Annotated in this window: 15 protein-coding genes and 1 pseudogene; 2 read left to right on the top strand and 14 right to left on the bottom strand. The window is 36.0% G+C overall.

Going from position 1 to position 20,084, the window contains the following annotated elements; genetic code table 11:
* Positions 1 to 212 precede the first annotated feature (212 nt).
* Both BR72_RS15135 and BR72_RS15130 read left to right on the top strand, forming a co-directional pair.
* Entirely contained in the window at positions 213 to 902 is a 690-nt protein-coding gene (locus BR72_RS15135) for a Crp/Fnr family transcriptional regulator (RefSeq protein WP_035434237.1), read from the top strand.
* A gap of 212 nt (positions 903 to 1,114) precedes the next feature.
* Positions 1,115 to 2,533 (top strand): PQQ-dependent sugar dehydrogenase, encoded by a 1,419-nt coding sequence (locus tag BR72_RS15130; RefSeq protein ID WP_035434233.1) that lies wholly within the window; start codon positions 1,115 to 1,117, stop codon positions 2,531 to 2,533.
* Positions 2,534 to 2,879: 346 nt separating this feature from the next.
* Here the strand turns inward: BR72_RS15130 and ppsA are convergent, their stop codons facing one another.
* From ppsA to BR72_RS15060, 14 genes and pseudogenes are all read right to left on the bottom strand, one after another.
* Positions 2,880 to 5,492 (bottom strand): phosphoenolpyruvate synthase, encoded by a 2,613-nt coding sequence (gene ppsA, locus BR72_RS15125; protein ID WP_035434231.1) that lies wholly within the window; start codon positions 5,490 to 5,492, stop codon positions 2,880 to 2,882.
* A gap of 233 nt (positions 5,493 to 5,725) precedes the next feature.
* Complete coding sequence (locus BR72_RS15120) at positions 5,726 to 7,201, bottom strand: protein adenylyltransferase SelO (RefSeq protein WP_035434228.1); 1,476 nt, start codon at positions 7,199 to 7,201, stop codon at positions 5,726 to 5,728.
* 508 nt (positions 7,202 to 7,709) lie between these two features.
* Entirely contained in the window at positions 7,710 to 8,105 is a 396-nt protein-coding gene (locus tag BR72_RS15115) for a cytidine deaminase (RefSeq protein ID WP_035434224.1), read from the bottom strand.
* A 240-nt stretch (positions 8,106 to 8,345) separates the two neighbouring features.
* Positions 8,346 to 9,647 carry a pyrimidine-nucleoside phosphorylase gene (locus BR72_RS15110; protein WP_035434222.1) on the bottom strand — a complete coding sequence of 434 codons (1,302 nt, stop codon included), beginning with the start codon at positions 9,645 to 9,647 and terminating at the stop codon, positions 8,346 to 8,348.
* A gap of 40 nt (positions 9,648 to 9,687) precedes the next feature.
* Positions 9,688 to 10,869 (bottom strand): NupC/NupG family nucleoside CNT transporter, encoded by a 1,182-nt coding sequence (locus BR72_RS15105; protein ID WP_035434261.1) that lies wholly within the window; start codon positions 10,867 to 10,869, stop codon positions 9,688 to 9,690.
* A gap of 111 nt (positions 10,870 to 10,980) precedes the next feature.
* Entirely contained in the window at positions 10,981 to 11,652 is a 672-nt protein-coding gene (deoC, locus tag BR72_RS15100) for a deoxyribose-phosphate aldolase (protein WP_035434220.1), read from the bottom strand.
* A gap of 133 nt (positions 11,653 to 11,785) precedes the next feature.
* The gene (locus tag BR72_RS15095) at positions 11,786 to 12,733 is read right to left on the bottom strand and encodes a sugar-binding transcriptional regulator (RefSeq protein WP_035434218.1); all 948 of its coding nucleotides are present in this window, start codon (positions 12,731 to 12,733) and stop codon (positions 11,786 to 11,788) included.
* A gap of 454 nt (positions 12,734 to 13,187) precedes the next feature.
* Positions 13,188 to 13,907: a 3-ketoacyl-ACP reductase gene (locus BR72_RS15090; protein WP_035434215.1), complete on the bottom strand. Its 720-nt coding sequence runs from the start codon at positions 13,905 to 13,907 to the stop codon at positions 13,188 to 13,190.
* A 158-nt stretch (positions 13,908 to 14,065) separates the two neighbouring features.
* Positions 14,066 to 15,022 (bottom strand): branched-chain amino acid ABC transporter permease, encoded by a 957-nt coding sequence (locus BR72_RS15085; protein WP_035434259.1) that lies wholly within the window; start codon positions 15,020 to 15,022, stop codon positions 14,066 to 14,068.
* 52 nt (positions 15,023 to 15,074) lie between these two features.
* Positions 15,075 to 15,935, bottom strand: a complete 861-nt coding sequence (locus tag BR72_RS15080; protein ID WP_035434213.1) for a branched-chain amino acid ABC transporter permease — start codon at positions 15,933 to 15,935, stop codon at positions 15,075 to 15,077.
* Between the two features lie 25 nt (positions 15,936 to 15,960).
* Entirely contained in the window at positions 15,961 to 16,665 is a 705-nt protein-coding gene (locus BR72_RS15075; protein WP_035434212.1) for a branched-chain amino acid ABC transporter ATP-binding protein, read from the bottom strand.
* Entirely contained in the window at positions 16,643 to 17,416 is a 774-nt protein-coding gene (locus BR72_RS15070; RefSeq protein ID WP_035434210.1) for an ABC transporter ATP-binding protein, read from the bottom strand. Before BR72_RS15070 ends, BR72_RS15075 begins: the two co-directional genes overlap by 23 nt.
* A 257-nt stretch (positions 17,417 to 17,673) precedes the next feature.
* Positions 17,674 to 18,891: a substrate-binding domain-containing protein gene (locus BR72_RS15065; RefSeq protein WP_035434209.1), complete on the bottom strand. Its 1,218-nt coding sequence runs from the start codon at positions 18,889 to 18,891 to the stop codon at positions 17,674 to 17,676.
* Between the two features lie 463 nt (positions 18,892 to 19,354).
* Positions 19,355 to 20,084 (bottom strand): annotated as a pseudogene (locus BR72_RS15060) (septum formation initiator); the annotation flags it as partial.

The following is a 20,084-nucleotide window of genomic DNA, read 5'->3' as shown; positions in this document are numbered from 1 at the left end:
AAATAAATAAAAAATTTCTTAAATAGATACCGCTTATACGTAAAAAATAGAACATAAGCACTTTTTGCTTATGTTCTATTTCTTATGTACTTTTTCTGTTACTGATAAAAGTTTCACTTTCTCACAAATATGATTTTTATCACTGCTTCATTTAAAAAATTGATATAAATTTATTATAAGAAAATATCTTGAATTATTAAGGAGTTGTATATATGAAAGCAAAAATGATAAAAAAACATTTACAGGAAGTGCCTCTCTTTAAAGAACTTTCAGAGGAAGAACTTCAGCCTATTGTAGATATTTCACAATTACGAATGTATAAGGAAAAATCGTTTGTATTTATGCAGGGCGACATACTTGATCGCGTGTTTTTTATCCACTCAGGTAAAGTAAAAATTCAAAAAACAGACGCAACTGGAAAAGAACAAATTGTTTCTGTACTTCAATCTGGAGAAATGTTTCCTCATGCTGGCTTTTTTCAAAAAGGTACCTTCCCAGCACATGCTGAAATACTTGAGGCTGCACAATTGATCGTTACTCCAATCGCTGATTTCGAGAAAATTTTAATTCAGCATCCTGAATTATGTATTAAAATGTTTAAAGTTCTTGGAGAAAAAATTGTGGATCTTCAGAACAGATTAGAAGAACAAATTCTTCACGATACTTACGAACAAATTATTATGTTATTGCTTCGTTTATGTAAGTCAAATGGTGTAGAAATGAATGGTACATATACTTTAACGACCCAGTTTACGAATCGAGAACTCGCCAATATGATTGGAACATCAAGAGAAACAATTAGTCGCACAATTAATCAGTTAAAAAGAAGAAAATTGATCACTATTGATGAAAATGGTTATTTCATTATCATTCCAGAAAAATTAAAAGCAGAAATCATTTAATCACATAGGACACATCGCACCCTATCCGTTTTCTCTATGTTGCATTGTTATTTTTCCAGGGTGAAAATGATAACAAAAAACGATTGACTTTAGGAAAAAGATCTAGAATTAAAAGGAAATCCCTCTAATTCTCTGGCCCTAATTTGATACTAATAAAACAGTTCTAATCATATTCTTATAAAAGAAAACAATTAGAAGGAGTGTCAAATTAGTTGATAAAAGTTAAGGTTAGTTTACGACCGATTGTAAGTAAGATAAATTTACCCACTGTTTTGAAAACAGCTATACTTCCGGGTGACTCAATTGAAAGATTATTTATTGTAACTCAGGTAGGAGAGATCTTTTACATAGGAAACGGAGTTATAAGGACTTTTTTAGATATTCGCTCGCGAATTATAAAGTTAGGTAGTTCTGAACAAGGTGTTTCAGGTAGTGGATATGATGAACGGGGATTGCTAGGGCTAGCGTTTCATCCAGAATTTTATTATAACGGTCTGTTTTATCTTCATTATTCAGTAGCTGGAACACAAGGTCCAGGGGCTCTTTCTGAACATTTTAAGCCTAACCCGTGTGATTCCAATACTTTAAATCTAAGGTGGATAAATAGAGAAACTCAATATGATCATATTGATACAGTTGAAGAATGGATTTTACAATCGAACGGTCAACCTCAAAAACGACGGACATTACTTAACATAAGAAGACCATTTTTTAATCATAATGGTGTCAATAGCTTAAACTTTTCACCTGAAACCAGAAAACTTATTTTAACAACTGGAGATGGCGGAGCAGGCTATGACCCATTTAATTTAAGCCAGGATGATATGGAAATAGCAGGTAAAATAATTGAAATTGATGTAGATAAGAATACATTTAATTATAATCCACCTGTAGTCACACGTTTTAATGAACTTCCCGCACCTATTCAGGAAACACTTACGGTAATTGCCAAAGGGGTTCGTAATATAACAGGCATTTCATTTCAAAGGTTTAATAACCAATATATCAAATATGCGGGAAATGTCGGACAGGACCTGGTAGAGTCAATTTTTTCATTCGTTCATTATAAACCAATACCGGTTACTCAGCTTATTCAAGCTTCTTTAACTGATCAAGAAGGATTTATTAACTTTGGCTGGCGAGGGTGGGAAGGTGCTTTTCCTACTTCGTTTATAAGGCACTGTTCCGTAAATCCGACTTTAGATGAGAACACAATTGCTTATTACAATGAAGCAATAAAAACTTTAGTAGGGCGTCTTCAGCCTTTAACTAGTTATTTTCATAAGGATCCTAGACCCGATAAATTTGGAGGAACTGCACTTACAGGAGTTCAGCCATATATGGGGAATGGAATCCCAAATTTAACAGGAAGCGTTGTGTTTACCGATTTTGCCCAGAAAGAAGAATCTCGATCTCCAGTTAGAGGGGTTTTAGCTTATACCAGAGTAAGGACAGATTGTAAACTAAATGATTTTAGTGTTATTGAAACTGATTATAATTTTGAGTCTCAATCAGCCTATTATGTTACTTTGGGAACGAATCTGGATCAAACCAAACTATATTTAGGGGTTTATGGTTCTATGAAGGTGACTGATTTTAACCAAGGTACTGTATTTGAAATTGTTCCGTGATTTATGACGATAAAGACAAAGAAGGAGAAAATTTCAAAACAGAGCGAATTGTAGCTTTAAAATAAAGTTTGTTCAAAAACACCTCGCAAATCCACATTTTATGATAAATAAAAAGAAAACATTTTGAAAAATGATTAATCAAAATGTTTTCTTCTTCAGCAGACTTTAGTTTGGTTTTTATAAAAAAGCATTCCCGATTTCAAGATAATCTTAACAGACATTAATACCAATCTTCAGTTACTGCCCCTTATATGTCCTAGTGACGAAGTTCTTACCATAGACCACAAAGTACCATGCTGTCAATGATTCTCCTAATTCTCTTCTTTTATGATTTAAATATAATAAATTATAGTATTTCTATATACCCTTCTGCTCCATTCACCCTGATCCTTTGTCCATCCTTGATCAGCTTCGTAGCATTCTCCACACCTACAACTGCTGGAAGACCGTATTCTCGAGCAATGACAGAACCATGGGTCATCAAACCACCTACTTCCGTAACCAAGCCTTTGATAGCTACAAACAGCGGTGTCCAGCTAGGATCGGTAAAGGCGGTAACCAATATATCTCCCTCTTCTAAATTCGCATTTTCCATATTTAAGATGACACGTGCTCTTCCTTCGATAACACCGGAAGAAACAGGTAGACCAGCAATAGCATTAGATGGGAGATGTTCCCGTTTGTATTTACCTACAATGATTTCGCCATCAGACGTGATAACACGAGGGGGATTTAGTTTTTCATATAGTTTGTACTCTTCCTTTCGTTTGCTGATGGTCTGGTAATTCAATTTTTTTGTATCTACAACTTCACGAAGTTCCTCAAAAGTAAGATAGTATATGTCTTCTTTTTTACGAATAACTTTGGCTTGTACAAGCTGTTCGGCTTCTTTCATCAAAGCCTGCTTATAAACGAAGTAGCGATTAATCATGCCGTATTTTGGATATTCCCGATAACTGATGAAATTCCGGATCAGGCTGATCATTCGTTTTGTCTTTTCGGCTTTTTGTTTACCACACGGTAATTGATTCACTCGGTCTAATAACTCTTGTTCTTTTTTCAAAGCGGCCTGTCGCCCTTGCTCAAATTTTCGCTCGCTAGCATTAGGCTCAAAGTTTTTGATGTTACTGAGAATCATGGGGATAATTGTAGTTGGTTTTTCGCTCCAACGAGTTTTAGTAATATCGATTTCTCCGGGACATCGCATTCCGTATTTGTTGAGATAAGCATTGATAGCGTCTTGGATTTCCTGCCCACCATCAAACTTAACCAGTTCATCCAAAAAGTTATCATCTTTTACTTGTTGTAAATAATCAATTACTTCTGGATAAGGACGAATCACATCTGCGACATCCAATAGCGCCAGACCCATTTCCGAAGTAATATTGTTTGGTACAGATTGAGAAAGCGTGTCTGCTACGTTTTTTTCACCTAACCACTTCTCCATTTTTTTATTGATCCATGATGAAGCATCTATAGCTGCCATAATTACCCCCAAACTCTGTGGGTCAAATAATATCTTCTTTAATTGCTGGATATCTTCTAGAATAAAATTAAATACATTCGATCCTGATTTCGTTTGGATGTTTTGTTTTAACTCTTCTATCGATGTTTGACTACTCTTGATCAAATCAGTAACGATTGTCGGATCGTTTTCGATTTGTGTTAGAAAATCCACAGATTTACCATTATTACTTTGACTGGAACTTTGTATTTCCCCATCATCTGGTAAAAATTTTATAAAATTTTCTCGTTCGACTACGGTCATAAGTGCGTCTTTGATAAGCGGATCGGATTGTCCCAATGCATCTATTATCGTTTTTCTGCTGACAGGTAAAGCCAGATTATTCGTGATATCAACAAATAACCTCCCACCAGCTTTAAACCTAGGTCCAAAAGATATTAACTGGAATAAAGACATTCCCAATGGTTTCATGGGATCGGTCATCATTTGTTGATGACCGACAGATACATAAACACGATTCTCCTGATCATCTGCTTCAGGGACAGGGTATAAAGTAGTAATCGGACGACTTTGCACGATATAAAATGTCTCGTCAACCAGACACCATTCGATATCTTGCGGGCAAGCAAAATAAGCTTCTACCTGTTTTCCTATGCGTGCTAATTGTAGAATTTGTTGGTCAGTAAGTGTTTGACTTTTTTGGTGATTGGGTTCTATTTGCTGTGTTTCTGTGCCTCCTTCTTTTAGAGCATAGATTGCTAGTTTTTTGGTTGCAATCATTTTATCGATGATCTTTTCTTCTTGCACCTTATAGCAATCGGCAGACACCAAGCCAGAGACAAGGGTCTCACCCAGTCCAAAGCTAGCATCGATAGATAGTAGCTTTCGATTGGAAGTAATCGGATCAGCAGTAAATAAAATTCCTGAAGCCTGCGGGAACACCATCCGTTGAATGATAACGGATAAATACACTTGGCTGTGATCAAACCCGTTTTGCATACGGTAAATCACAGCACGATCTGTAAATAGGGAAGCCCAACATTTGCTGATGTGCCGCAAAATGGCTTCTTTTCCAATGATATTTAAATAAGTGTCTTGCTGACCAGCAAAAGAGGCATGTGGTAAATCTTCAGCAGTTGCACTGGAACGTACTGCATAAGCATGTTCCTCGCCAAACTGGGAGAGATAGTGAGCAACAGCTTTCACAACATCGGAAGGAATCTCTACTTCCATAATGATTTTCCGAATCTTCCCGCTGATTTCACCAATTTGATCTCGATCCTCTACTTTTAGCATTGTTAGTCGATCTAACAATGCATGATACGTTTCGTTTTGTTCGATGACTTTTTGATATCCCACTGTTGTAACACAAAATCCTTCTGGTACTTGTATTCCTTCAATTTTTGATAATTCCCCTAAATGTAACCCTTTTCCGCCAACGAGCAAAAGCTGCGTTTTTTCCATTTCCTGAAAACCGAGAACCAAAGAACTCATTTCACATCTCTCCTTACCATTAATGTTCTATTGATTTTAGCAGTAGTAAATGAGAATAAAAAGTCTATATTAACCATTTTCTAAATGCTATAATTAAATTAGGAAGAGTTCAAAAAAATAGCTAGACCTTACCATAAACTTAAAAAATGCTACCTCCAACTAAAGAAGTAGCATTTTTTTGTGCGAATCTTAAACTATATTATAGAAAACACTATCCCTAACGCTTCTATATATCATGTACCACAAAAAGTTCGGTAAGGACAGGATGATGGCGCAGGCAGTGTAGCGTACTCATCTTGTTCTTTGGAGTACTCGTAAGGATTTGAAAGAACATTAAGAAGACGTTCCATCACGCTATAATCTTCATGTTCTACAGCAGCTTCTAATGCTTCTTCTACCCTGTGGTTCCTAGGGATTATCGCAGGATTGCTTTTTCGCATTAATAATTGTGAGGAAGCTTTCGATTCTTCTTGTCTACCTAGTCTTTCCTGCCACTTTACATGCCACTCTGCAAACTCTGTAGTCTCAAACAAATTCATGTCCCTGAGCTTATCAAAAGTTAATGCACGGAAGGTATTCGTATAGTCCGCACGATACTTCTCCATTATAGTAAAGAGCTCTTCAAAAAGGAGTTTATCCTGCTCTTCTTCACTAAATATCCCTAATTTAGCTCTCATTCCAGTGAGCCAGTTCGAATGATATAACTCATTAAAATTTAAAATTGCATTTTGAGCCATTTCCATTGCTTTTGCATAATCACTATGCAAAAGCGGTAATAAAGTTTCAGCAAACCTTGCAAGATTCCATCCACCAATATATGGCTGATTGCCATAAGCATAGCGACCTTGAATATCAATGGAACTGAATACTGTTTCTGGATTATAAGTATCCATGAAGGCGCAAGGACCATAATCAATTGTTTCTCCGCTTATAGCCATATTGTCAGTATTCATCACCCCATGAATAAAGCCCACAAGTTGCCATTTCGCAATTAACGAAGCTTGACGCTTAATCACTTCCTCAAGCAAATAAAGATAGCGGTTTTCAGCCATCTCACTACCTGAATAATGTCGCTGTAAAGTATAATCAGCTAAAATTTGGAGCTCTTCATCAGTCCCCCACTGAGAAGCATATTGAAAGGTACCCACACGAATGTGACTTGCAGCAACACGAGTAAGAATTGCACCAGGTAGCTCCCTTTCACGAATGATTGACTCACCAGTTGTCACTACCGCTAGACTGCGGGTAGTAGCAATACCAAGCGCATGCATTGCTTCACTGATAATATATTCGCGTAACATTGGCCCTAATGCCGCTCGTCCATCTCCCCTGCGGGAGTACGCTGTTCGGCCAGAACCTTTCAGATGAATATCAAACCTTTCATCTAAAGGCGTCATCTGCTCGCCAAGTAGTAAAGCCCTGCCGTCCCCTAACCTGTTAAAATGCCCGAATTGATGCCCCGCATATGCTTGAGCAAGAGGAAACGCACCTTTTGGAATCCGATTTCCTGCCAGTACCGCTACACCTTCGTCACTTTCTAGTTCCTCGGCATTCAACCCCAAAGATGTTGCCAACGAATGATTAAGAATAGCCAATTTCGGTGAGCGAACTGGAGTTGGACTAAGGCTCGTAAAAAATGATTTCGGTAGACGGGCATAACTGTTATCAAAGTTCCATCCAGTTTCTATGCTTTCTTTTTTCTTTGTCATCGTATCACCGTCTCTTCTCTTATCTTTTTTTATATCAAACAAAATTTAAATTAGGTGGTAGTTATGTATTTCTACATCAATACAAAGCAATCTCTTTTAATGTCCACTGCTGCTAATTTATTATACCCTTTCTATAGAAATATGGAGAAAGCAAATCATGTTTTTTTCTGCATAACCGTAACTTATATGCGAAAAATTGAAATGAGTTTATGTATTTATAAACAAATAAGGTTTTAGATAGAAATAAAGCCCTATCAAAAACATACAACCTTACCAGCAAAAACAAGGTGGTATGTTTTTCATATATTATTTACCTGTAATTAAAAGCATTACTGTCCTTTTTGTACAATTTGAACTATTTAAGGAATGAAGATTCCATTTTACAAGAGAATAAGTATGAAAACACAATAACCCCGAACCATGGACTTTTCTAAGTGTCCACGATTCGGGGTACAGTTCAGTTAGAATTATTTTTATCATTTTCAAATCATACAATGCTTACCTTGTATTAGATTAAATCATCTATCGAAAATGCACCTGGTAATAATTGTTCAACTGTTACTTCTTTTTCATCACCTTTTTGATTCGTCAATAATACTGGCATTTGCGGATCACAAAATTCTGCAATAACCTGTCTGCAAGCTCCGCATGGTGAAATAGGTCCATCAGTCTTCCCTGTTATTACTAAGTAACTGAAATCACGTTCACCTTCTGATACTGCTTTAAATATTGCTGTTCTTTCAGCACAATTACATAAACCGTAAGATGCGTTTTCTATGTTACAGCCTGTATAAATTTTCCCAGCTTTCGTAACGAGCGCTGCTCCAACAGGGAACTTTGAATATGGAATATAAGCCTTTGATAACATCTTTGTAGCTTCTTCAATATATTTTTGTTTATTCATATCAATTCCTCCTCAAAGTATGTAAATCTATTTTAAATTTCCAACATGTAAGTTGCTACTATGCAAAATACAAAATGGCAGCTACTTGCTTTCTCCTTTTGTTTCAAACCTCGCATGTGGCAGGAATAGGCCCTGACCGTTTCTATGCACAGCCAGATGCCCTCGCCCACCCTAAAAAGAAAGGAGTTTTTCATTTCAGTCTTTCAATTTGTATTTATATACATTACATTCTATTTAACATTAATCAGTAATAACAGTGTAAATTAACTTTGGAGCTTCAGCCTTTTCTGCAATAGAAATATTTTCATAAATTTTCTCTTTTACATCCTCAACATCTTCGCGATTTGTATAAATCGTTACTAATGGCTCGCCTTCTTTTACAGCGTCACCAACTTTTTTACGTAACATTAAACCAACAGCTAAATCAATTTCGTCTTCTTTCGTTGCTCGTCCTGCTCCTAGAAGCATTGCAGCAATACCAATTTCATCTGCAACAATGTTAGATACAACACCTGAAGTTTTAGCTGGTACTTCAATTACATATTTCGCTTGTGGTAATTTTTCTGGTTGATCGACAATTGAACTGTCTCCGCCTTGATTGTGTAAGAATTGTTTGAACTTCTCAATTGCTTTTCCGTTTTCCATTACTTCTTTCAACATTTCACGTGCCTCTTCTAACGTATTTGCTTTTTTAGCAAGTACAACCATTTGGCTTCCTAATACAAGCACCAATTCTGTTAAATCTTCTGGACCTTCTCCTTTTAATGTATCGATCGCTTCTTTCACTTCAAGCGCATTACCGATTGCAAATCCAAGAGGTTGCGACATATCGGAAATAACAGCCATTGTTTGACGACCAACATTGTTTCCGATTCGTACCATTGCATGAGCTAATTCAATTGCATCTTCTTCTGTTTTCATAAATGCACCAGCACCTGTTTTCACATCTAGGACAATTGCATTAGCACCAGCTGCAATTTTTTTACTCATAATAGAACTTGCGATTAATGGAATTGAGTTTACAGTTCCTGTCACGTCACGCAAAGCATATATTTTTTTATCAGCAGGTGTTAAATTTCCAGTTTGTCCAATTACTGCAACTTTATCACGGTTTACGATGTCAATGAATTGTTCTTTCGTAATTTCAACGTGGAACCCTTCTACTGCTTCTAATTTATCAATTGTTCCACCTGTATGACCTAAACCGCGCCCAGACATTTTCGCAACTGGTACATCTAAAGCTGCCACTAACGGTCCTAAAACTAATGTTGTTGTATCACCAACCCCGCCAGTTGAGTGCTTATCTACCTTAACTCCTTCAATCTCTGATAAATCAATTGTTTCTCCAGATTGAACCATTGCCATTGTTAAATCTGCACGTTCACGGTCAGACATGTCTTGGAAAAAGATAGCCATCGCAAGTGCACTTACTTGATAATCAGGAATTGTTCCATCTGTATATCCTTTAATAAAAAATTGAATTTCTTCCGTTGTTAGTTCTTTACCGTCACGTTTTTTCGCAATGATATCTACCATTCTCATTCTAATCACCAATCCTTTTAATTTTTAGTTATTAAAATTCTTAATATATTAAACCAACGATAGTGGCTGATAAAAAGCTTACTAATGTTGCCCCAAACAGTAATTTCAAACCAAACCTTGCCACAACATTCCCTTGTTTTTCATGTAAACTTTTAACTGCACCAGCAATAATGCCAATAGATGAAAAATTTGCAAATGAAACAAGAAATACTGATAAGATTGCAGTTGTTCTTCCTGTAAAATGAAAATTCCCTTGAGCTAAATTTGTCATCGCTACAAATTCATTCGATACGAGTTTTGTGGCCATAATACTACCAGCGTTAACAGCTTCATGCCATGGAATTCCTACAATAAAAGCAAATGGGGCAAATACATATCCAAGAATTTCTTGGAACGAGATTCCAATTACTCCTTTAAAAATAGCATTGATGAAAGCGATTAAAGCAACGAATCCAATCAGCATAGCAGCAACAGTAATCGCAACTTTAAAACCATCTATAATATATTCCCCTAGCACTTCAAAAAAGGTTTTTTTCTCTTCTTCTTGTACTTCTAAAATGTCTTCTTCATCAGTAACTTCATACGGATTAATAATAGAGGCAATAATAAATCCACCAAACAGGTTTAACACTAAAGCGGTTACAACATACTCCGGTTTTAAAAGAACCATATACGATCCTACTATAGACATCGACACCGTTGACATTGCAGACGCGCATAATGTATATAATCTTCTTTCACTCAATAACCCTAACTGTTTCTTAACAGAGATAAATACCTCTGACTGGCCTAAAATCGCTGAAGCTACAGCATTATATGATTCAAGTTTTCCCATTCCATTCACTTTACTTAACACGAGACCAATGTATTTCACAATGAATGGCAATACTTTAATATGTTGTAAAATACCAATTAAAGCTGAAATAAATACAATTGGCATTAATACCCCTAAAAAGAACGAAAACTCATTTTTATTTACCAAACCACCAAACACAAAATTAACACCATCAGCAGCGTACTTTAATAATTGTCCGAATCCATCTGCAATCCCACTTATTAAGATGTTCCCTACACTTGTATTTAATAGCAGAAATCCTAGAATAAACTGCAAAACAATCATTGTTACAATCGGACGAAATTTTACTTTTCTACGATTATTACTAGCAAGCCATGCGATAGCTAAAATAATAACGAGGCCTAAAATACCAATTACGTACTTTATAACATTCTCCTCCCTTTCGTATCCGCTTACATATTTTTCAAGTGTTACAGCAATAGATACACTATGCCTTTTCAACAACTCGTGTATCTATTACTTGCAACTGTTTATAGATTAATAAGTACCTGTACCGCCGTTTGTGTCATTTAACACAATTGCCACACTAGCACTTGCTCCAATTCTAGAAGCGCCAGCTTTCACCATTTTCTCTGCATCTTCTCTTGTACGAACTCCACCAGATGCTTTCACGCCAACGTTTTCTCCAACAGTTTTGCGCATTAATGCAATATCTTCTGCAGTTGCCCCACCAGTTGAGAATCCAGTTGAAGTTTTTACAAAGTCAGCACCAGCTTTAACAGCTAATTGACACGCACGAACTTTTTCTTCATCTGTTAATAAGCAAGTTTCAATGATAACTTTTACAAGCGCTTTTCCTTTTGCAGCTTGTACAACCTCATAAATATCCTTTTCTACTAATTCATTTTCTCCATCTTTTAAAGCACCAACATTGATTACCATGTCTACTTCAGTTGCACCTTTTGCAATCACGTCTTTTGTTTCAAATACTTTTGTCTCAGTTGTATTTGCACCTAAAGGGAATCCAATAACTGTACAAACATCAACATCATGCCCTGCTAATTCTTCAGCAGCTAATTTTACCCATGTAGGATTAATACAAACTGAAGCGAAATTGTATCTTTTTGCTTCTTCTAAAACTTTCATAACGTCTTCTTTTTTAGTATCTGGTTTTAAAACTGTATGATCAATTAACTTTGCAATGTTCATTTTCTTCACTCCTCATATCTTTTAACAACTTCATTCTAACTCTATATTGAACAAATGTAAACACACTTTTGAAATTTTGTTCATAGAACTAAAAAAAAGATCTCTCAAATGAATTTTGAGAGATTTCCTGTTCCTATCCTTTTTGATAATTTAGCAACTCTTTTGCCGTGTGTTGATCGATAATTAGCACATTCGCATATCTGCCTCTTAACGCACCATCAATTGCCTTTACTTTTCTAGCCCCTCCTGCAACTAGAATTGACCGATCTTTTAAACGCAGTTCCTCTAGATCAATGCCAATTGTGCGCCTATTTATTTCTTCACTGCAAATATTTCCATTTCCATCAAAGAAACGTGAACAAATGTCACCAACCGCTTTTTCTTTTAATACGCTCATCTCATTTTGATTTAAATATCCTAATCGGAATAATAAAGCCTCGTCCCTAACAGTTCCGACAGTAAAAATAGCTATATTCGCTTGTTTTCCCATCTCAATAATATGATGAATATGACGATCCTGCTCTACTAATTCCTTTGTAATTGCATTATCAAATATAACTGGAAGCGGGAGGTTTCTTGGAGTTGTTTGAAACGCATCTGCAAAAAAGGCTATTGTTTCATTCGCATATGTATTTACATTGGAATGACTAATGCCTCCTTTTAACTGGACAACTTCTACCCCTTTTACATGCTGAGGAACAGTTTTTCTAGCAATTTCATACATGGTCGTCCCCCAGCTCACACCAACAATATCACCATTTGTAACGGTCTTCTCCATATACTCAGCAGCAAACTTACTAATATGTTCCGTAATGACCATATATTCTGGTATTGGAGAAAATACGACATGCGCCTCTAATAAATGATATTTTTCTTTAAGCAAATTTCCGACATTATCTAAATCAGCAAATGGATCAGCAATTTGAATTTGAACAAACCCTTTTTCTTTTGCATATTTTAACAATCTTGAAATAGTCGGCCTTGAAATATTCAATTTATTTGCAATTTCTTGTTGACTATAATCGGATTGGTAATATAATCTTGCAACTTCCACGCTCAATTGTTGTTTTTCTTTATCCATATACGTTATTTCTAGACCCCTTTCAAACTTATTTTAGCTTAATGGCATCATAACATTTCATGTTGTAAAATTCGACTATCTAAATTGGAGATGAAAGTATTTTATTTAATAAGTTAATTTTTAGATATTTAATTTTCAAAATAAAAAACATGCAATTGTACCATTTGGAATACAATTGCATGTTTCCATCACATTACTAAAATATCTTTGAAAGAGGATGCCACGGATGAACATTCGCGTGAAGTATGTTGTTAGAAACAGCAGGGCCATGACTTGCTAATTCATAGTTCATTTCATACGTTGCGTGATAGGCTTTTGTAATATAATCAATAACTTCACAAATACGTTTCTGTACAAACTTACGAGTTTCAGGTTGATTACAATTTATACAAAAACGGATAGTTGTCCTAAAAAGAACAGCTATCCGTTTTTATTATTCTAATCATCTATTTTCTTATGGATTTGTTGACCATAATCCAGCAGATTTAATGAATATACGTTTATTTAATTTCAGCTGGGCTACAATAAATTCTGCAATATCTTCAGCCTGCATAACTTTATCTGGGTTACCATCTGTCAATCCTAATTCTACTGCCATATCTGTTGCAACTGTACTTGGTGTTAATGCTGTCACACGAATATTATGTTTACGTACTTCCATCGCTAAAGATTCTGTTAAACCAAGGACACCAAATTTTGAAGCACTGTACGCGCTTGTAACTGGCGCTCCCTTTTGTCCAGCTGTTGATGAAATATTAATAATATCACCAGACTGCTGTTCAATCATTCCCGGTAACGCAGCACGAGTCACATAATATACGCCCATTAAGTTCACTTGAATGATTTTTTCCCATTCCGCAACATCTAGTTCCAGGAAATTGCCAAATTTAGAAATTCCGGCATTGTTAATTAAAATGTCAATAGAACCTAAACCATTTTTTAATATTTCAATTGCTTCACTTACTTCTTCATATGAAGATACATCAGCAGTAGCGATTACAGCTTTTACGCCTTCTGCCTCAACTTCTTTTGCAACAGCTTTTAAATTTTCTTCTGAACGTGCTAAAAGTCCTACATTCACACCTTCTTTTGCTAGAGCGATTGCTACAGCACGGCCAATCCCTCTTCCAGCTCCTGTAATTAATGCATTTTTCCCTTGTAATAATTCTGCCAAATATAACACTCCCTAATCTTTCTAAAATACTATTTTTATCATAGAATGAATTTTATCTAAATATCGTTAAAAATACAATCATGCCCTTTAATCTTTGTAGGTTACCTATAAATAACTATTCAGTTCGTTTTTCAGTTAAGAGGCCATTCTCTAGTGTATTAAGCACTATGCTCAACTTGCTTCCTTTTCCCTTTTTTCTTATGTCGTTTCCAGTTCACCAACTTCTTTACAGTCCCTAACATACCCGTTGGAAGACCTAATAAGACGATGATATACAATAAACCTAGAATAATTGTCCACCGCTCAAATATTGGATACTGTGCAGCAAGCTCTGATAAATAGTATTTCAACGATTCAATGATTCCAGCCCCTATTATCCCTCCTACTAATGTCCCAATCCCGCCGATCGTTGTCATTAATAAAGCATTCAACGTCATGTCAATTGAGAACACGGTCGTATTTACAAATCGGAGTGTAATAACAAATAAAGCGCCGCTCACAGAGGCGACAATTCCAGCTACAACACTCGCAATTACTTTATAGTGAAGGATTTTATAACCGAGCGCCTCCACACGTTGTTCATTTTGCGAAATCGCTTTTAATACTTTTCCAATTGAAGATTTTGTAAACAGTTGTAGTAATAAAAAAATGATCACTAGACTGATTAATGTAATATAGTAGAATGAAAAGCGATCTCGAAATATTTCAGGGACACGGAATGTAAAGCCATCTCCACCATGCGTGACGGTTCTCCATTTTTCAGCGAGCACAAAGAATAGTTGAGAAATCGCAAGTGTTAGCATCGCATAAAAGTGACTTTTTAATCGTAGGGAGAGCATACCAATCATATAACTAATAACTGCAGATAAAGTGATTGCTACTATAAGCCCTATTAAAAAACTTGATATCGATGCCTCTTGTCGATCAAATAAGAGTGCGACGCAATAAGCACCAATTCCAAAGAACATACAGTGCCCAAACGATACTATTCCCGTATAACCTAGTAAAATATCAAAACTCATCGCGAAGATTGCGAAGATGAAAATTTGTGTGAATAAGATTAACACGCTCCTTGAATCGTTTAAGAAAGGAAATACGCTAAAAAAGAGAAGCACTGCACCTCCAAAATACAAATTTATTCGATTAGATAATGTGTTCATAACAGTCTCACCCCTTTTCACCAACAATTCCTGTCGGCTTAACTAATAAGACGAATAACAGCATTAACATGTTTATCGCAAGAGATAAATCTGGCACATAATATGCTGTAAAAGCTCCTGCCAACCCAACGATTAAGGATGCAATTACCGATCCTTGTACACTACCTAATCCACCAATGATTACTACGATAAAAGCTAAAATCGCATACTGCATTCCCATTTCAGCAAAAATAACTCCCGAATAAGGCGCAAGAAGGAATCCACCTAACGCTGCCATTCCAGCTCCTAATAAAAACACGAAAGAAAAGATGGCCTTCACATTAATTCCAAGTGCTTGCACCATCTCTTTATCCATTACACCAGCACGGATCATTAGCCCAATTTTTGTTTTTCGAAGTAGCAAGACAAATCCGATGTAAACCAATAAACCGATTAAAATAACAAATAAGCGATATTTGATTAGTATGATCCCATCAAATATAAAACTTCCTTGTAACCAATTCGGTAATTTAGCTCCGATCGGATTTGGTCCCCAAAATAATTTTATACATTCACTTAGCACAAGCATGCCCCCTAGTGTAACGAGCAGTTGCCGAACATGATTTCCATAAACAGGACGAATGAGAAATCTTTCTAATATCAAGCCAAGAAACATACCAATTACAATCGCACCAAATAATGCAAACATATAACTGCCTGTTAAATCAAACAACCACACCCCAGTAAAAGCACCCCATGCAAATAATCCACCATGAGCGAAATTAAGAACGTCCATCAAACCAAAAATAAGTGTTAAGCCAGATGCTAATAAAAAAATTAACACGCCTGTCGAAACACCATTTACAAATAAATTCACTAACACATCCACGTTTTTCACCTCACCCTAATAAAGGTTAAGAAATCCCTAAATACTTATGGCACGTCTCTTTATTTTCCTTTAGTTCACTCATCGGGCCATTGTATACAATTTTCCCGTTATCCATAATGTAAAAATAATCACCAATTTGACTGGCCATCATAAAGTTTTGTTCAACAAGTAAAACTGTTGTTTTTTCCTTCATTTTTAAAATGGAGTCCATCAACTTCTCAATCATAATTGGTGACAAACCTTTACTAGGCTCATCAATAAGCAGCAGACCTTCGCTATTAATATAGGCCCTTGCGATAGCAAGCATTTGCTTTTGTCCTCCACTTAATAATCCACTCTTTTTATACCAAAATTGTTTTAAGTCTGGAAAAAGATCCAACATCCATTCCACTTTTTCATCTGTTTCGTCATTTTTTTTCGTTTGAGCAATAGCAAATGTTTCTTCAACCGTTAAATCGGAAAATATCCCTTGATTTTCCGGTACATACCCGATACCTTTTCGCGAAATCATATGTGTTGTTAGCCCATTTATTTTTCCCCCATTATAATAAACAGCTCCGTTAGAAATCGTATGAAATCCTATTATAGAACGCAGCGTTGTCGTTTTCCCTGCTCCGTTTCTTCCAAATAAGACTGTAATGGTCCCTTCCTCTACTCCAAAAGAAACACCTTGTAAAATATGAAACTGATCTAAATACGTTTCGATATTATCCACTTTTAATAGTGTCACTGAATAATCCCCCTAAATAGGCAGTCTGTACACGCTCATCTTTCATAATTTCTCCCGGTAACCCTTCAGCTAATAATTCCCCTTGAAATAACACAACGAGATGATCAGATAAATGCAGAACCATATCCATTTTGTGCTCAATTAATACAATTGTTTTTTCACAATCATTTTTTATATGTTCAATCACTTGTAGAATAGCGGGAACTTCTTCAATAGAAATACCAGCTGTCGGTTCATCTAACAACAACAACTCCGTTTTTAGTGCTAAAAGCATTGCTAATTCCAATTTTCGCTTTTCCCCATGAGCTAAATCCTTTGCAAGTACATTTTCCTTTTCATTCAGCAACACAGACTCAAGTAAATGACGTGCTTCTTGTTGTTGTTGTTTATACTGAGCTGGGCGCGGGAAGAAACGATAATAATCTTTCGCATAAGACTGTACACCAAGTCGAATATTTTCAAGAACCGTTAATTCTGGAAAAATGTTTGTAAGCTGAAAAGAGCGTCCCATACCCAAACGCGTTCGATCTGAAATCGATAGTTTTGTAATGTCGCGTTCCTTAAAATAAATCTCCCCTTTTGTTGGAGAAAGTTGACCACTTAACAAATTAAAAAGAGTCGTTTTTCCTGCCCCGTTTGGTCCAATAACGGAAACAAATTTTCCTTTTGGTATTATTAAATTTACATCTTTAATAACATGATGTTTTCCAAACGAAACAGACAGATTGCGAGTTTCTAACAATTTCTCCACATTATGTCCTCCTTACAAAGGATTCCTATAAATACAAATTGAAAAAATGACATAAAAATCATTTTCTTTTTAAGTGGACGTTTCCTTCATCACTCAGTCATGTTCTACCCGTAATTCCCCATCTAGCTTCTTTTTCTCTAAATCAGTTATCCATCCCTTTTACAGGAATGGATAACATTCAACAATAGTCCTTATATAAAGCTGCCTACAATAGATAATTTTTATATTCCTAGTAATAATTAATTTAACTATTCTGATTATTTATTACGAACTGGCGGTTCTGTTTCTGTCATTTTTAATTCCCGCTCTAAAATTGGAACAGGGTAATCAACCCCGTCTTGTTTTTTCAAAGTAATCGAATAAAGCGTTTGCAAAGCTTGATGATCTTTTGCACGGAATTTCATTGTACCTTTTGGTGTTTCAAATTCCATTCCTTCCATTTTCTTTATGAGCGTATCGACATCAGTATCTCCTTTTGTTTTCTTTAAGGCCTCAACGATTGAAATAGCGGCTGACATCCCACCAGCCGTAAACAAGTCTGGAACAGCACCGTTAAATCGTTTTTTATGTTCTTCTACTAACCAATCATTCACTTTATTTTTCGGAAGCGCGTGATAATACACAGAAAATCCTTGCATACCAACTAACGCATCCATCGTTTTTAGCGCTGAAATATCCGGTGCACCCGTTGAAATTTTAATACCTTGCTGCTCAACATTCATATCTTTTAGTTGTTTCCACGGCGAATTTGCACCTGCCCAAACAATAAATAAATAATCTGGTTTGGAGCTTATAATATTTTGGATATTTGCCGTAAAATCAGTAGAATTCGCATCTGCATATTGTTCATTTACAATGTTTGCGCCTAGCTTCTTTGCTGCATCCTTAAATGCCGCAATCCCTTCTCTTCCGAATGCATTGTCTTGAGCTAACGTTGCAATCTTTACATCTTTCTTAGCAATTGATGCTGCACCAGCAATTGCATCTTGAGATGAATTTCGTCCTGTTCTAAAAATATATTTATTCCAGTTCTTACCGGTAATACTATCTGCTACAGCTGGCTCAACAACCATTATTTTTTCATATTCCTCAGCCAATGGTAAAACTGCTAGCGTATCGCTTGAACTAGATGAACCAACTAAAAAGTCTACTTTATCTTCTTCTAGTAGTTTCGTAGCCTTCTTTACTGCTACATCTGCTTTTGTTTCCGTATCTTCTACAACAAACTTAATCTTTTTCCCTTCTACTTTTCCCGTTCCACCAGTTGCATAGTCGAGACCGAGTTCAAATCCATTTACTGTTTGCTTTCCATACGATTCAAGCGGTCCAGTTAACGAAGCAAGTACACCGACCTTAACTGTTTCCTCACTACTTGTACTTGTTTTCTTTCCAGAGCACCCAGTTGATACAAGCAATGAGCCAAGTATACATCCTGTACACACCATCTTTAGCCACTTACGTTTTTTCACTGCCATCATAATTCCTCCCCTATCATTTACATTCCTAGAGAATTGAATACACTGAAGCGAAACACCCGTAATCATGACATCTATCAACCGCTACGATGAAACAAAATTTCCTGAAGTACCTCTAATTTCTCCAACCATTCCCAAATCCCTTCCAGTTCATTTATAAATATTCACTACATAAAGTTAATATCCTCAATAAAATAGGGAATGACTAAAAAATAAGTCCTTCCCTCATGCCCATCAAGCTAAGGTTATATAAGTTTAATTTCAGGTGAGATTTTTTCTTTTTTCTAAAGATCCAGTGTAAGTTCTTTAAAAATCTGCATATAAAAAGCACCTCCAATTGTTAGACTGTGTCTAACAATTGGGGTGCACTTCTAATTGCATCCCTTACACGGGCTTTCCGTGAGGCATCTTTCGTTCTTTTTTCATATCCCACTATTTTTGCACTAGAACCAATAATAGTGAATTAGAATAATGATCTAATACTTGCTAGAACAGTAAGTATACCTATAATAATAACAAATACATTGCTCGCTTTCCCTCTGTATTTAGCTAGTACTGGTACTTTACGGATCGCATACATTGGTAATAGACATAAGATAGCAGCAACTAACGGACCACTTAGGGCATCGATGATTCCAAGAATACTTGGATTTGCGTAAGCAACATACCAGCATGTTAATACAACAAACGTAAGGATCATTGTCTTAACTGTTTTTTCTCCCAGATTTTTTCCGCGTTTTTTACCAGTCTTGATAATCATGTCACGCATTACTTCATATGCTCCAATATAATGGCCAAGGAAAGACTTTGTTATAGCCATAAAAGCAATGATAGGAGCTGCAATCGTGATTATAGGTGAATTCAGCTCATTAGCAAGATAAGATAGGATTGACAAGTTCTCTTTTTTTGCCATTATAAGATCATCTGGAGTCAAACTCAAGGTACTGCTCCAAACAAAGAACATAACAACAGCGAATGTCATGATATAACAAGCTTTTTGTATTTGAGCACATTTGGCATCAGTAGCTTCTATTCCATAGGTAGCTCTCTGTTTCATAACAAATGATGAAATCATAGGCGAATGATTGAACGAGAATACGATGATTGGTAGTATCATCAATATCGTTCCAAAATATCCTGTGCCTGTTGAAGCAGTAGAAACACTTGAAAAACTAAGCATTGACGTATTCCAC

This window comes from Bacillus sp. UNC322MFChir4.1, assembly GCF_000746135.1.
Taxonomy (GTDB): domain Bacteria; phylum Bacillota; class Bacilli; order Bacillales; family Bacillaceae_G; genus Bacillus_A.
The sequence above is the reverse complement of the archived record's forward strand: the minus strand, read 5'-3'. Positions and strand labels throughout refer to the sequence as shown.